The organism is Snodgrassella sp. B3837 (assembly GCF_026535955.1).
GTDB lineage: Bacteria > Pseudomonadota > Gammaproteobacteria > Burkholderiales > Neisseriaceae > Snodgrassella > Snodgrassella alvi_E.
This window is the reverse complement of sequence record NZ_JAFNPI010000011.1, coordinates 1,625-17,761: the sequence shown is the minus strand read 5'-3', so window position 1 is coordinate 17,761 and position 16,137 is coordinate 1,625. Positions and strand designations below refer to the sequence as shown.

10 protein-coding genes are annotated in these 16,137 nt (G+C 45.5%); 6 read left to right on the top strand and 4 right to left on the bottom strand.

Features of this window, described 5'->3' with window-relative positions:
• The first annotated feature begins 411 nt into the window (after positions 1–411).
• Both J3U67_RS04065 and J3U67_RS04060 read left to right on the top strand, forming a co-directional pair.
• A complete protein-coding gene (locus J3U67_RS04065; protein ID WP_100141044.1) occupies positions 412–639 on the top strand; it encodes an exodeoxyribonuclease VII small subunit in 228 nt (75 codons plus the stop codon).
• A complete protein-coding gene (locus J3U67_RS04060) occupies positions 623–1,519 on the top strand; it encodes a polyprenyl synthetase family protein (protein ID WP_267390958.1) in 897 nt (298 codons plus the stop codon). The genes J3U67_RS04065 and J3U67_RS04060 overlap by 17 nt, the downstream gene beginning before the upstream one ends.
• A gap of 98 nt (positions 1,520–1,617) precedes the next feature.
• Here J3U67_RS04060 and J3U67_RS04055 read toward each other — a convergent pair whose 3' ends face one another.
• Positions 1,618–2,187: an L-threonylcarbamoyladenylate synthase gene (locus J3U67_RS04055; protein ID WP_267390959.1), complete on the bottom strand. Its 570-nt coding sequence runs from the start codon at positions 2,185–2,187 to the stop codon at positions 1,618–1,620.
• A 103-nt stretch (positions 2,188–2,290) separates the two neighbouring features.
• Between J3U67_RS04055 and J3U67_RS04050 the strand changes: the two genes are divergently transcribed.
• Positions 2,291–3,034 carry a HesA/MoeB/ThiF family protein gene (locus J3U67_RS04050; RefSeq protein WP_267390960.1) on the top strand — a complete coding sequence of 248 codons (744 nt, stop codon included), beginning with the start codon at positions 2,291–2,293 and terminating at the stop codon, positions 3,032–3,034.
• A gap of 49 nt (positions 3,035–3,083) precedes the next feature.
• On the opposite strand, the gene J3U67_RS04045 is transcribed toward J3U67_RS04050, so the two are convergent.
• Complete coding sequence (locus J3U67_RS04045) at positions 3,084–4,286, bottom strand: CynX/NimT family MFS transporter (protein ID WP_267403939.1); 1,203 nt, start codon at positions 4,284–4,286, stop codon at positions 3,084–3,086.
• Positions 4,287–4,311: 25 nt separating this feature from the next.
• Positions 4,312–5,211: a patatin-like phospholipase family protein gene (locus J3U67_RS04040; RefSeq protein ID WP_267390962.1), complete on the bottom strand. Its 900-nt coding sequence runs from the start codon at positions 5,209–5,211 to the stop codon at positions 4,312–4,314.
• Positions 5,212–6,348: 1,137 nt separating this feature from the next.
• Here J3U67_RS04040 and J3U67_RS04035 point away from each other — a divergent pair.
• From J3U67_RS04035 to J3U67_RS04025, 3 genes are read left to right on the top strand one after another with little or no spacing between them, the layout of a single operon-like run.
• Positions 6,349–8,709, top strand: a complete 2,361-nt coding sequence (locus J3U67_RS04035; protein ID WP_267390963.1) for a type I restriction-modification system subunit M — start codon at positions 6,349–6,351, stop codon at positions 8,707–8,709.
• Positions 8,709–10,094: a restriction endonuclease subunit S gene (locus tag J3U67_RS04030; RefSeq protein ID WP_267390964.1), complete on the top strand. Its 1,386-nt coding sequence runs from the start codon at positions 8,709–8,711 to the stop codon at positions 10,092–10,094. The genes J3U67_RS04035 and J3U67_RS04030 overlap by 1 nt, the downstream gene beginning before the upstream one ends.
• Complete coding sequence (locus J3U67_RS04025; protein WP_267403937.1) at positions 10,091–13,336, top strand: type I restriction endonuclease subunit R; 3,246 nt, start codon at positions 10,091–10,093, stop codon at positions 13,334–13,336. The genes J3U67_RS04030 and J3U67_RS04025 overlap by 4 nt, the downstream gene beginning before the upstream one ends.
• A 1,000-nt stretch (positions 13,337–14,336) precedes the next feature.
• Here the strand turns inward: J3U67_RS04025 and J3U67_RS04020 are convergent.
• On the bottom strand, positions 14,337–16,137 hold a 1,801-nt coding region (locus J3U67_RS04020; RefSeq protein WP_267403935.1), incomplete at its 5' end, for a YadA family autotransporter adhesin.

The following is a 16,137-nucleotide window of genomic DNA, read 5'->3' as shown; positions in this document are numbered from 1 at the left end:
CTACGGGCCATACTTTACACCCATTCCTTCATTCAGCTCGTTTCCCTATTTTCAACCACCTTTAAAGCTTATGACTGATAGAATTTATGAATATATAAATAAAATTTATGAGCAGAATATTCGAATTCATACAAAACACATTCTTCAGTATATTCAATCCATGATTTAAAGCATCCATGAATCACAGCCAGACAACCACACCTTACCACTTATTAATCAGAAAAAAGTTAACAAAAAATTATCAGTATTATTAACAGCAATTCACAGCTCAGAAACATAATCTACCCGCAGTCGCATTACACTACAAAACTTCAACCCTACTGCTATTCAGCCGACCACTGAGCATATCCACAGCAAGAGCACCACAGCCAGTGTTACAATATTCCCGATAATGTCTAAAGACCCCACATGATGAAGAAAATCACACCCAAGAGCTATGAAGAAGCCATCCAGCAACTGGAAAAAATTACCGAATCAATGCAAAACAATGATCTGCCATTAGAAGAAGCGTTAACCGCTTACGAGTATGGTCAGGAATTGGTGCAATACTGCCAGCAAAAACTGGCCGAAGTCGAACAAAAACTACAGGTATTGGACAACGGCGAATTGAAGGAGCTGAAACTTGAAGCAGGGGAGTAACTTTGCCCACTGGCAACAACAGGTACAAAACCATACCGAACAAACCCTAAATCGCCTATTGCCCTTATCTGACGAGCTACCGGCACCCCTGATTGATGCCATGCGCTATGCTGCGCTGGATGGCGGCAAGCGCTTGCGTCCGATGCTGGTTTTCGCTGCTGCCGAGCTGGGAAACAACATAGCAGAGGCTGTGGATAACGCCATTGCCGCAATCGAATGTATCCACATTTATTCACTGGTACACGACGATATGCCCGAAATGGACAACGACAGCTTGCGTCACGGCAAAGCTGCCTGCCACATTCGCTACACACCAGCCACCGCTTTACTGGTTGGCGACGCGCTGCAAAGCATGGCATTCAGCCTACTCAGCCGGCCCACCACACTCTCACCCGAGCGTCAGCTGCAAATGGTACAGACACTGGCTCAGGCCGCCGGCTGTAGTGGCATGGCTGGAGGACAAGCCATTGATCTGGCCTGCGTTGGTAAAAGCCTGAATCAAAATGAACTTGAGCATATGCATCAGCTCAAAACCGGTGCACTAATCCGGTCAGCCGTAGCCCTTGGCGGACTCTGCTGTAACGATATCGAACAGCACCAACTTACTGCTCTTGATGCCTATGCCTGTCATTTGGGTTTGGCTTTTCAAGTAATAGATGATGTACTCGATTATGAACAGGATAGCGGCGTTCTGGGAAAAACAGCCGGAAAGGATGCGCAGGCCAATAAACCCACCTATGTCAGCCTGCTGGGTCTGGCTTCAGCGCGCCGATATGCTGAAAATTTAGTACAAAAGGCCTTGGAAGCACTGGCTGGTTTTGACCATCGCGCTGAGCATCTGCGCGAGCTGGCTCAATTTGTCATTGCCCGCAATCATTAGCAACATCATCACCGCACAAACCCGCGTGAATTTTGATAACAGATACTAAGATTTCTGCCCCAGTAAACGCTATCAACGATTCACAAAGAGACCGGCAATCAACGCAGCCGTTTACCTGACGCCCAGTCAATAATCTGGCTGGGTTGCCTGCGACCACCGGTTCGTCCGCCAAGAATCAACACCTGACGCCCAAACTGACGTCTAACCTCACGCTCCGTTTTACAGGCTTTTTTACCAGCCCGATTGCATGAAGTGGAGACCAGTGCCGTACCGGTTGCTTTGCACAGAAACCGTGCCGTAGCCAGATCAGGAATACGTACCGCCAGATTGTGTCGACCACGCCCCCGCAGCAAAGGCAGAACTCGCTGCCGTGCTGGTAACAACAAAGTTTTAGGTGCTGGCCATTCGCGCATAATAGCTTTAGATTCAGCTGCAGACACAGGTGCCAACAATGGCCGCAATTGTGCAAAATCAGCACCAATCACAATCAGCCCCTTATGCTGAGCCCTTTTTTTTAGCGCAATCAGCCGGCGTAACGCCGGAGCATAATCAGGCAAACAGCCAAGCCCGTAACTGCCTTCCGCCGGATAGGCAATCAAGCCGCCCTTGTGCAGAAACGCTTGCAGATGATGTAAAAATCGACCGGCCGGCCGGACACGATGGTGCATAAGTATTCAGAGAAATATAGCTAAGCCCTTATAATAGCAGGGCACAACCATCCACACTACTACTGCATCTTCGGCCACCATCATCCAATCAAACGAGGCTCCCATGATTACCGATGAACAACTACTGCGTTACAGCCGCCATATCTTACTGGATAAACTGGACATAGCCGGACAGCAGGCCATTCTCAGCGCACGCGTACTGATTATCGGAGCAGGTGGTTTAGCACATCCGGCGCTTACCTATCTGGTGTCCAGCGGCGTAGGGCATATCACCGTAGTGGACAACGACAGCATCGATATCAGCAATCTGCAACGGCAGTATTGGTTTAACGATTCCGATATAGGCGCAGATAAAGCCAGCGTCTTGTGCCAACGCTTACAGGCTCATCACACACACACACAACTGCATCCCGTTGTTGCCAGAGCAGATGCTACTCTGCTGCAAAAGCTTGTACAGGATGCCGACATAGTACTTGATTGCACCGACAACTTTGCCAGCCGCCGTTTGATTAATCAGGCTTGTTTTACAGCCCATAAACCACTGGTTTCGGCCTCAGCACTGATATTTTCCGGTCAGCTGGCAGTATATGATTTTCGCGACGGCCATGGTCCCTGTTATCAGTGCCTCTTTGAAGGTGAAATGAATGATGAAGGTGCCAGTTGTGCCAAAAACGGCGTATTTGCTCCCTTACTCGGTGTCATGGGCGCCGCGCAGGCTGGCGAAGCATTAAAGATCATCACCGGTATTCAACCTACCGGCTGCTGGCTGCACTGCTTTGATGCACAACGCTTTCAATGGCAACGCTTTCAACTGGCACCAAACCCAGACTGTCCGGTATGCGGATAGCCAACTTTATACATAAAATCCTGTGGATAAACTTGTGGATAATTATCTATTATTGAAAATCAGCCAGCTTCCGATCCTGACCAGCTTTCCAGCCGGATACTGTAATCACCAGCGCAGCAAAAAACATCAGCACCAACGCAGGAAACCATGAATGCATGATGTCGTGTAACGCCCCCATCAAAACCGGCCCTACAGCAGCAAACAAATATCCACAGGTCTGTGCCATACCAGACAACAATACGCCCTCAGTTACACTGCTACTGCGCAGACTGAAAAACATCATACTCAGACAGAAAGCACCACTGATACCGAGACCCAGCAGCAGCACGGCTGGAAAATAACAGCTACGCCATGGCGACATCAGCAATAACACAGACAATATCAGCGATACCCCACACAATGCGCCAATCCACTGCTGCTGTTTTAATCTAGCGGCATAAATTGGTATCAGCAGATTAGTTGGCACCATTACCAACTGCATCAGCCCAAGCCAGCCTCCGGCCTCAGTAGCAGACACACCGGCTTTAGCTACAATCTGCGGCAACCAACTTACCGTGGAATAAAACAAAAATGATTGAAATCCCATAAACAGCGTCACCTGCCACGCCAGCGGATTACGCCACAAATGTACCGTTACCGGCCGCGAACGCACAGCCGCTTTGGGAATGGCATTCGCTGTTTTAAAAGGCAGCCACCAGATCACCATTGCTACCAGAGCTGGCAATACCCACGCCACCAAAGCGCCACGCCAGCCCCACAAGTTACTATGCGCTAAAGGTGCACTCAATGCCGAACCGGCAGCACCACCCACATTCATAATCAAGGCATATAATGCAGTCACCAAACCCATCTTAAACGGGAAGTACTGTTTCACCATACTGGGAATCAGCACATTACCCACAGCAATAGCACAGCTAAGCAAAGTTGTACCCGCCAGCAGCAAAAATAGCCCGCTGCCACAACGCAACACCAGCCCCAGCGTCAGCACCCACAAAGCAAAAAATACCATCTGCTCCGAACCAAACCGAGCTGCCAGTCTAGGAATAAAAATAGAAAACAAACCAAAGGTCAGCAGCGGCACCGTCGTTAGTAAGCCAGCCAGCGTACTACTGATGTGCAGCTGTGCCTGAATATTCTGCAATAAAGGTCCGACACCCGTCAGCGGACCACGCAGAACAAAAGCCAGTGCCAGAATAGCCACAAAAAGACTAAGACGACGCTGTGTTTTCGATACAATCGAATCTTTTGTCATTACTTCACCAAATTACCCATTCCCCTTAATCCTGTACATTAAGGCTGAAGAAATCTTTAAACACCGGCCATTGCTGCAGAAATTTTTGTCCACACTCCAGCCCAGCCGCATAACTATAACGCAAACGGCTAGCATCCTGGCACAGGCGTCCAGCCATTTTGCTATTTTCCGGCGGATTGATTTCAAAAATATACCGCGAGTGTTCAGGCCGGCGCATCCATGCCAGCGTAGCATTATAATGCTTTACCCGCTGACGCAAAGCCCGAGCAAACCCATTGTCAGGCAAGCGCCGTGCCAGCAAAGCATCACCAAATCCACCTTTCTTAACATAAGCATGCGCACGTGTACGGATAACAACAACACCGCCGATATTCGGCTGCGACAGCGCCCATCGCACCGGCAAGGCATCAGCCACACCACCATCAAAATAAATTTCACTACCGATGGGTACCGGTTTACGAATAATAAAAGGGATAGAGCTAGAAGCACGCAGCACATCTAAAAAATTTTTGGGTTCAGCCTCAGCATAATGTGCCTCCCCTGTAACAGCATTACTAAGCACAATTCTGAAATTACGCTTCTGTGCAAACATACGTTCGCAGTCGAGCGGATTTTCCTGCTGTACCACTCGCCATAACCAGTCTATATCCAATAAATCACCACCACGGATAAAACGAGACCAGCTGATAAACGGCCTCTGGCACGACTGATTCATCAGCACATCCAGATTACGACCGGTTTGCCCAGACAAATAGCTGGCAATCGTACTTGCACCAGAAGATACACCAACCAGCAAAGTAAACGGATTAAAGTCTGCCTGCAAAAAAGCATCTGTTACCCCACTGCTGAAAGCGGCACGCATACCGCCGCCCTCCACAACCAAAGCAACCTGCATCCCAGACGGTTCCCGCTGCACACTACACATGGTTTATCATATCCATGTTTATGTAATAATAGATAAATATTAATAAATATATAATACACACAGGCGTAAGACAATAAAAGCTGATTCCAACTACATATTATCCAACTGCATTTAACCAGCTCTTTTTGAAAACAACTATACAATCCACTATTTGTACCGTCGTCAGTAACTTCCGTTTTATCACCAGATAAAACAAAATCAAACCGGCGTATCAAACAGCGAATTATCGCTTTTTGGGTACAACGGCCGCTGAATTAAAGTCAGTAATGTTGAAATCACAAATAATGATTAGCGGTTCTACACCAAATGTCATCGTCCTTTGAAACTGCTTAATGAAATTTCAGAAAAAGAAGCTTAGTTTAATCATGCATCGGTTCTAAAATACTGCCTTGTGTTAACCGAAATCAAAAGGCGAGCCAATACGATACAACTCATCACCTTGGGTAGCAAAACGAATACAGTGGTAACAGCAAATATTGGTTCGTGACTTGGACACGGAGCATTTCAAAAGAAAAAACACGCTCAAATATGCGACACAGGGTTACACAGCGTCACCTAGCACTTAATTATGACAAAAAGATAAAAATATTCAGATACCGAAAGGATTAACATCCCATTTGTAAAAACTGCGCCTTACACTTACTACTAAAATGATATGTTGCCCCGTTTATCTTTGAATCACGCCACGTTTTGTTATTGCTCAAACATCAACACAAACAGAAGCAATTATTTTCATTTGAGAACACAATTTTTAAATAAAACTTAGAAGCCGCTTATCAAAAGCATCTTCATTAAAATCAGCCCAACTCATCTCACCAACATACCAATAGCATCAAACCAATATCAACATTTTTATTTAGTTAATACTCTGATTCGAGTGTAAAATTCAAGCTATATCTAATCTTTGGGCTCAGAGCAACCATCACCAGCGCTATGGTTTCTCATCCATATCTTGCTGTTCAGCCTAAGGGGTTTGTAAAAACATCTGTGTCATACGTCACCCCCACTGTATCTTTCTTTGTTTTGCATCGCTTGCGATGGCACACAGAGCAGGTATCATCTCGCCTACAGCATTCTGAATTGAATTTTTTGCCTGTGCGCATTTGTACTCTGGCTGCAATCTTTTCCGAGGAACTCATGACAAACACTAATTTTTCCCAAACGGCTGCGTTTATCTGGTCGGTGGCAGATTTACTGCGTGGAGATTTCAAGCAGTCTCAGTACGGGCGCGTGATCCTGCCCTTTACCCTGCTGCGCCGCCTAGAGTGTGTATTGGCAGAAACGAAAGATGCAGTGGTGGCAAAATATGATGAATTTCAAACCAACACACTGCCGGAAGAAAGCTTAGAAATGCTTCTGCAGCACGCCAGCGGACTTACTTTTTACAATACGTCTAAGATGGATCTAGGTAAATTGGGGCAGAACGACATCAAAGCCAACCTAGAAAGCTACGTACAGGCGTTTTCACCGGATGCGCGTGAAATCTTCGATCACTTTAAATTCAGTGAGTTTATCGGCCTGCTGGAAGATGCCAACTTGCTGTATAAAGTGGTGAAAAAATTTGCCACTACCGACCTTAGTCCAAAAGCGATATCCAACTATGAAATGGGGCTAGTATTCGAAGAGTTGATCCGCCGTTTTGCAGAAAGCTCAAACGAAACCGCCGGTGAGCACTTCACCCCACGTGATATCGTCCGTTTAACCACCTCTCTGGTATTAATGAAAGATGATGAAGTGCTGGTCAAGGACGGTATCATCCGCACCATTTACGACCCAACCGCCGGCACAGGTGGTTTTCTCTCTGCCGGTATGGAATATGTGCACGAGCTGAATCCTAAAGCTGTCCTATGTCCTTTTGGCCAAGAGCTAAACCCAGAATCCTACGCCATCTGTAAAGGCGATATGCTCATTAAAGGTCAGGATGTCAGCCGAATTAAACTGGGCAACACCCTCTCTAACGACCAGCTACCACTGGATAAATTTGACTATATGCTCTCTAACCCGCCATTTGGCGTAGACTGGAAAAAAATAGAGGGCGATATTATTGATGAGCATATACAAAAAGGATTTAGCGGCCGCTTTGGTCCTGGCCTGCCGCGGGTTTCCGACGGTTCGCTATTGTTTCTACTGCACCTGATCAGCAAAATGCGCAACAACCATAATGTAGATGATAGCGTCAGCCACGGCAGCCGTATCGGAATTATTCTTAATGGCTCTCCGTTGTTTACCGGTGGAGCGGGCAGTGGTGAAAGCGAAATCCGCCGCTACATTTTGGAAGCCGATTTGCTGGAAGGCATCATCGCATTGCCAACAGACATGTTCTACAACACTGGCATTGCCACCTACATCTGGATACTTTCCAACAAAAAAGCGCCTGAGCGTAAAGGCAAAGTACAGCTAATTGATGGCACCAACCTGTGCGGCAAAATGCGTAAATCATTGGGCTCCAAGCGAAATATGTTGGGCGAAGATGATATCAAACTGATTACGCAAATCTTTGGTAATTTTGAAGTAGTGACTGCTACCCCCCTAAAAGAACTGGGTTTGGAAAAAGCTAAGGAGCAAAAATCCAGCCGTGGCCGCCAGCCTGCCACCGCCAAAACCGAAGCGCCGAAAACCTTCGCCAGTAAAATCTTTAACAATACCAACTTTGGCTACCGCCGCCTGACCATTGAGCGCCCGCTGCGGATATCTGCTCAGGTGACGGATGAAGCAATTGCAACACTACGCTTTGCACCGAAACCATTTAACGCGCCAATGGAACGTTTGTATGATGAGTTCGCGTTCCAGTGGCAGGACGACACCTACGGCGATTTCTCGGGGATGGAAACCGATGCGCGTGCCATCATCAAAGCCGAATTTGCCGAGCTGAAAGAGAAGCAGATTAAAGACCTGCTCGACAGCAAACTGTGGCTGGCGCAGCGCGGGTTAATGGAAAAAGCACAGCAGATACAGGCAGCTCTGGGTACACAGGCGGGTGGCAAAACGCTGGTGAGCAATGACTTCAACCAGTTCCAGTTGACCCTGAAAGAGGCCATCAAAACAGCTGGCGTGAAGCTGGATACGAAAGAAAACAAACAGTTTATCGATGCCATCACTACCAAAAACCCGGATGCCGAACCAGTGGTCAAGAAAGTGCTGAAAAAAGCCCCTCAGCCGCTGTACGGTGCGTTTGAATATAAAGACAAGGTTGTTGAGTTTGAGCAGGACGGCGAGCTGCGTGATAACGAAAATGTACCGCTAAACCCAGCCTTATCCAACAGCGACCTGATTGAAAATTACTTCAAAACAGAAGTGCTGCCGCATGTGAATGACGCGTGGATCAACGCCGATAAACGTGATGCGAAAGATGGTGAAGTGGGAATTGTCGGTTACGAGATTCCGTTTAACCGCCATTTCTATGTTTATCAGCCACCGCGCCCACTGGAGGAAATTGATGCCGATCTGGATGCGGTCAGCGCCGAGATTATGAAGCTGCTGCAGGAGGTACATTCCTGATGGCTAAGTATAAGGCCTATCCAGAGTATAAGGATTCGGGAGTTGAGTGGCTGGGTGAAACTCCTCTAAATTGGCATATTCATTCACTAAAACGTGCGGTTGATAGTTGTACGAATGGCGTTTGGGGGGGGGAGCCTGATGATAAGCATGATTTAATTGTGCTCCGAGTTGCTGATTTTGAGCGTCAGTCATTTAAGATTTCTGATTCGAAACTAACGACAAGGTCTATTCTTCCGAAAGATAGAGGTAGCCGTTTGCTTAAAAAAGGCGATTTATTAATCGAGAAATCAGGTGGCGGTGAAAAGACTTTAGTTGGTTGTGTTGTTTTGTTTGATAAAGAATACGAGGCAGTTACTTCAAACTTTGTTGCAAAAATGTCCCCAAGGGAAAGCTATGATAGTCATTTTTTGACATATGTGTTTTCACAGCTTTATGCAGGGAAAGTAAATTACCCATCGATTAAGCAAACAACGGGCATTCAAAACCTCGATGCAGATGCTTATTTGATGGAAAAATTCTGTTTTCCTCCCATGCATGAGCAACGAAATATTTCATGCTTCCTTGACTACGAAACCGCAAAAATCGATAACCTGATCGAGAAGCAACAGCAACTGATTGAACTGCTGAAAGAAAAACGTCAGGCAGTGATTAGCCATGCCGTTACTAAAGGGCTAAACCCTGATGTGCCGATGAAAGATTCTGGTGTTGAGTGGTTGGGGGATATACCGAAGCATTGGATACCCGCACGCCTAAAATATCATACACGCCAAATTGTAGATGGTGCACACTTCACACCTACTTACACTGAAAAAGGTATCCCATTTTTACGGGTGACTGATATTCAGGATAAATACATTGATTTTGATAATATAAAATTCATTCCTGAGCATGAGCATAAAGAATTAATTAAAAGATGCAGGCCAGAAAATGGTGATTTACTGTTGTCAAAAAATGGTACTATTGGCGTTCCTAAACTTGTTGACTGGGATTGGGAATTCAGTATTTTCGTTAGCCTGTGTCTGATAAAGTTTAAGAGCACGCTAACCCCTGAATATTCAGAGTTTTATTTCAAAAGTCACGAAATCAAAGAACAAATTTTTGGTTTAATTAAACAAAGTACTGTAATTAACCTGCACTTGGATAAAATTCAGAATTTTTGGTTCTGTATCCCTCCATTAGAAGAACAATATAAAATTGTTAACTATTTAAATGAAAAAATAGATACTCTTGAATGTTTAATTGAAAATGCAGAATTGACAATCCGACTTGCACAAGAACGCCGCACCGCCCTGATCTCCGCCGCCGTCACAGGAAAAATCGACGTCCGCGATTGGGTTGCCTCAGATACGCAAGACATTGAGGAGCTACAGGAGACCGCTGTATGAGCATGGACAGCACCAAAGAGCTGATTTTCCAGAATGACATAATCGCTCAAATGGAAGAGAGAGGCTGGATCCGTGGAAAAACCGACGGCTACGATCGCGAACGTGCGTTTTACTCGCAGGATACGCTGACCTTTGTGCAGACTACGCAGCCACAGGAGTGGGAGAAGTTTGCCAACATTTATCCCACCGATACCGAGCGTCATTTTCTCGATGCGCTGGTGGCACAGCTGAAAAAAGCGGATATCAACGCTACCGATAGGCAGTCGCGCACCTACGGCACGCTTGGCGTGCTGCGCCATGGTATTAAAAGCCATAGTGCGCGTTTTTCTCTGTGTCAGTTTAAGCCAGAACATAACCTCAACCCAGATACACTAACGCGCTACAAGCAAAATATCTTTCGTATCGTGCCGGAGCTGATTTACAGCCCGCATGCGTCAAAAGCAGCATTTGCAGAAACGGGGGTCAAAGCCAAGAAATGGCGTATTGACCTGGTATTGTTTATTAATGGCCTGCCAATCGCAACACTGGAACTGAAATCTGAATTTAAGCAGGCAGTACAAAATGCCATTACACAGTATAAACAAACGCGTTTGCCCAACTCTGGTACCAATAAGTCTGAACCACTGCTCACCTTCAAACGCGGCGCACTGGTGCATTTTGCAGTTAGCCAGTACGAAGTGTTTATGACTACTAAACTCGCGGGTGATAAAACTTTCTTTCTGCCATTTAACAAAGGCACTCATGATGGCGGGGCGGGGAACGATAGCCCGCAAAATACCAACGACTACGCCACCAGCTACCTGTGGAATGAGGTGCTGTTGCCAGACAACCTGCTGAAAATTCTGGCCAGCTTTATGCACTTGCAAATCGTTGAAAAAGAAGATGCCATTGGCGTGAAGTACAAAAGCGAAAGCCTGATTTTCCCACGCTATCATCAATGGGACGTCGTAAACAAACTCATCACCGCCGCCACAGTAGAAGGCACCGGCAATAAATACCTGATTCAGCACAGTGCGGGGTCGGGCAAATCAAACTCTATCGCCTGGACAGCCCATCAGCTTTCACGCCTGTACGATGAAGATGGCGTAAAGCTGTTTAATTCGGTAATTGTGGTAACCGATCGTACCGTGCTTGACGATCAGCTACAGGATACCATCTATCAGTTTGAGCATCAGGATGGTGTGGTCGGCCGCATCAACAACAAAGAAGGGGACGGTTCAAAATCGGAAAAGCTGGCAAGTGCACTGGAAAATTCGCAACCAATCATTATTGTCACCATTCAAACCTTTCCATTTGTCCTAAAAGCGATTGAAAACAGCGTCAGCCTGAAGCAGCGCAAATATGCTGTGATTGCCGATGAAGCACACTCATCACAGAGTGGCTCTACAGCGCGTCAGCTAAAAGAAGTATTGATGACCGACGCAATGGATGACGATGTAGAGATATCTACAGAAGATATTCTAGATGCCACCATTGCCGCACGTAAAGGCAGCAACAACCTTAACTTTTACGCTTTTACCGCCACACCTAAAGCCAAAACGCTGGAGTTATTTGGCCGTCGACCAAATCCGCAAGAACCAGCTTCAAAAACCAATAAGCCACAAGCATTCCACGTTTACTCCATGCGTCAGGCCATCGAAGAAGGCTTTATTCTGGATGTACTGCAAAACTATATTAATTACAAAGTGGCCTACAAGCTGCTGCAAAAGCTGGATGATGAAGACCAAGAAGTCGACAGCAAAAAAGCCAAAATCAAACTAAATCAATGGGTCTTGCTTCACGAGCATAACGTATCACAGAAAGTGAAAGTGATAGTAGAGCATTTCCGCAAGCATGTAATGCAATTACTGGGTGGGCAGGCAAAAGCGATGGTGGTAACCAGTTCGCGTAAAGCGGCAGTGCGCTACAAGCTGGCATTCGATAAATACATTGCCGAGCAAAAATACGACAAAATCAGAGCCATGGTGGCGTTTTCCGGTGAAGTGGAATTCCACGAAGATGACCACAATAGCTTTGCACTGCTAAATCAAAAGTTTACTGAAATCAATATGAATCCAGGCTTAAAAGGTCGGGATATGCGCAAAGCGTTTGATACAGAAGACTACCAGGTAATGCTGGTAGCCAACAAATTTCAAACTGGTTTTGACCAGCCTAAGCTATGCGCCATGTATGTGGATAAAAAGCTGGGTGGCGTCGAATGCGTACAAACGCTATCGCGGTTAAACCGCACCTATCCAGGCAAAGCGGAATCAGACATATTTGTACTTGATTTCTACAACCAGCCCGAAGATATTTTGAGTGCTTTCCAGCCGTACTACCAAACAGCAACACTCACGGATGTTAGCGATCCACAACTCGTCTTTGATTTGTTTGCAAAGCTGCGTACCAGCGGTATTTTCCTATGGAGCGAAGTAGAGCAATTCTGCAAAGTATTTTTCAACAATAATTCACCCATTTCGGCCTTAAGCAATATCTGCAAACCAGCTGTGCAACGCTGGCAGCAACGCTACAATTCGGCGGTTGAGGCGTATGAGAATGCCAAAAAAATTGTTGAACTCACTAAGCAAACCGGCGATGTTGTGCTGATTACCAATGCGGAAAACACCTTCAAAGCATGCGAACAAGAAAAAAGTAAGCTGCTTATTTTCAAGAAAGATCTCGGCAGTTTTGTCCGTTTTTACGAGTTTATGTCCCAAATCGTCGATTACGATGATAAAGACTTAGAAAAGCTGAGTCTGTTTGCCCGCCATCTGCGTCCGTTGCTGCGTGAACAGCGCATTGAAGATGATAAAATTGATTTAAGCAACGTTGAAATGAGCCATTATCGTATTTCGAAGCTCTATCAGCAAAGTTTACAGCTACAAAAAAATGCTGAAGATGGCAAAATCAATCCAAGTAATGATATTGGTACGGCAAAACCAAAACACAAAAAAGAAGAGTTTCTGTCAAATATCCTAAAACGTTTGAATGAGCTTTTTATCACCGATAATCTAACCGATAAAGACTTAATTAATTATGCTTTCACAGTGCGCGATAAACTGTCAGAAAACCAAACTGTAATGGCACAGATTATGAACAACTCACCAGAACAGGTGATGCTAGGTGATTTCCCGAAAGCTATTGATAATGCCGTGTTGGAGAGCAATGACGCCCAGAAGGAAATGATGATGCAATACCTTTCTAATCCTGAACTGGCAAAGAACTTCGCTCGCGTAGTGTTTGATATGTTGAAAGGGATTTAACGCATTTTTATCAAAGAGTAGGGTAAATCCCAAATCCACTTGTGATACACCAAGCGTTAAACAAATTTAGTTTTGAGATTGAGGCGAGAATATTCGGGCCAAACTAAGCCTCAGCACATGCACTCCGGTATAAAAAGTATTTATATGGCAAATGTTGTCAGGATGGTGTTGTTTATAATATCTCGTTCGCTCATGCACCAAAAAACCTTGCCTCAAAAGAGGAAATTGAATTTATTACAGGCATTCACCACTGCCTTTGGGAAAAGTAAACAGCACAACTACCGCCTTTACAAGAAAGATATAAGAATAGTGATATTCATCGTATCCGGTTTAAATCATAAGTTTCGTGCCATATTGCCTATCTGTGGCCAGACAATCCAACTCATGATGCTATAAGCGATAACAATTATTTCCTTATCGCGCTAAAGCGCCATGGTGCTGGCCATTTTTAAACAGATAAATCTAGATTTTCAACATGATTCACATCATGGCATCTTTTATCGTTTCCTATATAGAAACCATATAAAGGCTGAGTAGGGTACGGCCTAGTGAAACATTGCATCACCATTACCAGCTCATAAAACAAACTCAAAACCAGTATTTGGTAAGGCATGCTCTTATCGGCGAAAATTACCTTACTAATCGTTAATGTTTAAATCAGGCTTTCTGTTCACCAACAGGCAGCCCGTGGTTTTAATGCCAAATGGAAACAATTAGATAGCGAGCGGATGAAAATCTGAAAAACATAAAATCAGCCAAAATTTATTGTTTTAGCAAGCTAAAACAAAACAGCAAACAATCCCTAGCGGAAAATATTTCAGCCTCAAATCTATACTTATTGTTTGGATAAATATCCACCCAGTCTGGAGCAAATCAACTTCACATTAAATGCAGTCAAACAAATGTATTGCCTGATAAATCTATCAATGAAAGCCTCAATAAAAAAACTTCCGGATTCTAAACAAATCCGGAAGTTTTATTCACGATTCAGCTAAAAGGTTTAGTTGTTGCTCCACTTGAAGCCAACACCGGCATTAAAGCCAACCTCTTTGCCAGTAGTGGAAACACCTGCACCCCAGCCGATATTACCGCTATTACTCATTGCCTTGTAGTTGGCGCCTACAGCGGTATAGCCACGATAAGTACCTACACCCACACCAACTGCCTGCTCACCGGCATTCAGAGAAGGCAGATAAGCACCGGATAAGGCCATGGCCAGAGCAGTACCAGAATAAGCACGACGCTCAGTACGCTGAACACGCTCATTTACTTGGTTCACATACTTATTGATGTTCGTAATCTGATTATTAACACCTTTAAGTTGAGCCACATTCACAGCATCAGTGTCAGCAGTACCAGCTGCAACACCAGTTATCTGACGGTATACACCCTTAGATGCATCACCCACAGATACCGCTCCTTCCGTACTTCTTGTGGCACGGATTGCTGCTGCCTGCTGCGATGTTGCAGTTACTGGAATATATCCCACTTTACCAGCAGCTGTGCTTGCTACTGATCCGGAGCCCAGAGCCACACCACCGGACTGTTTCACCTGAGCATTGCTGCCCAAAGCCACACCATTGGCAGCAGGAGCACTAGCTGAATCACCAATCGCTATCGCTGAAGAACCACTAGCCATTGCTGCGCCACCCACTGCTATTGAATCAGCACCTTGAGCAATTGATGCAGCTTTAGCAGAGTTGATCTTCGCATACTTGGTGCCATAATTCTGAATATTTTGCAAAGCATCAGCGACATTATTTGCTATTACATTGCCACCAGTAGGCGTAGACGTATCGTATTTAGGCGGATTGATAGCATTCGAACCCGGTGTGTAAGATGTACCCAGACCTGATGCTATGGAAGCAATCTGGCTGCCAACAACTTGACTGATCGCGGTAGACAGACTATTCAATTGTGCGTCTGAAACCGTACCTGTTGGCAAACTATGTACCAATGTACTCAGATTATCCAAGTCTGTTTTCACATCCCACAACTGACCAGCATTAACTGCATCTAAAGAACCACGTGCAAGATTACCGGCTGCCACATTGGTAATACGCTGAGCTGTACCGCTGCCATGACTGGCATCATAAGCTCCCAACGTACCATTCCACTGCAAGGCATTCTTCGTCAGGTTAGTAATATTAGTGATCATTTCGCCTGTCGGAGTATCTTGCAAAATACTGGTGATTGTAGATAATCCGGTCGAAGTAGATGTTGATAAACTTGTCAGTCTTGATCTTTCGGTATACAGCTGGCCGCCATTTACAGCATCATGTGAATCTTGGTCAACTAAACCATCAGCCACATTGATGATCTTGCCATATTTTCCATCAAAATCTCGAGTAAGTTTATTTGGTCTTCCAGCATCAAACCCGTTTTTATCATCACTCCATTGCAGGCTCTTATCCTTCAGCTCTTTCACATCTTTTTGAGTATTGCCAAAGCTGGTAGACAGGCTGCTCAGACTGGTGCTCGTGTTTGTAGCCAGCTTATCCAGACTGTCACTGGCAGTACTCAAACTACGTGACAAACTCTCATATCCGGTAGACATAGAGTTGCTGATGCTGTTGATACCTGAAATTACAGTTGATGAAACTACTGTTGACAGACTATTCAGACCAGTGGAAGTAGAACCAGACAATGCATACAGCTGGCTACCGTTTACCGCATCAGTAGAATCCGCTGCCACGCGGCCTGCAGCTACATTGGTAATACGCTGAGCTGTACCACTACCATGACTGGCATCATAAGCGCCCAGTGTGCTATTCCACTGCAAGGCATTTTGCTGCAGGGTG

Bases quoted from the DNA above. Each gene is read 5' to 3' on its own strand.
- J3U67_RS04065 (WP_100141044.1), top strand. From the start codon at position 412: ATGAAGAAAATCACACCCAAGAGCTATGAAGAAGCCATCCAGCAACTG.
- J3U67_RS04055 (WP_267390959.1), bottom strand. From the start codon at position 2,187: ATGCACCATCGTGTCCGGCCGGCCGGTCGATTTTTACATCATCTGCAA.
- J3U67_RS04050 (WP_267390960.1), top strand. From the start codon at position 2,291: ATGATTACCGATGAACAACTACTGCGTTACAGCCGCCATATCTTACTG.
- J3U67_RS04045 (WP_267403939.1), bottom strand. From the start codon at position 4,286: ATGACAAAAGATTCGATTGTATCGAAAACACAGCGTCGTCTTAGTCTT.
- J3U67_RS04040 (WP_267390962.1), bottom strand. From the start codon at position 5,211: ATGTGTAGTGTGCAGCGGGAACCGTCTGGGATGCAGGTTGCTTTGGTT.
- J3U67_RS04035 (WP_267390963.1), top strand. From the start codon at position 6,349: ATGACAAACACTAATTTTTCCCAAACGGCTGCGTTTATCTGGTCGGTG.
- J3U67_RS04030 (WP_267390964.1), top strand. From the start codon at position 8,709: ATGGCTAAGTATAAGGCCTATCCAGAGTATAAGGATTCGGGAGTTGAG.
- J3U67_RS04025 (WP_267403937.1), top strand. From the start codon at position 10,091: ATGAGCATGGACAGCACCAAAGAGCTGATTTTCCAGAATGACATAATC.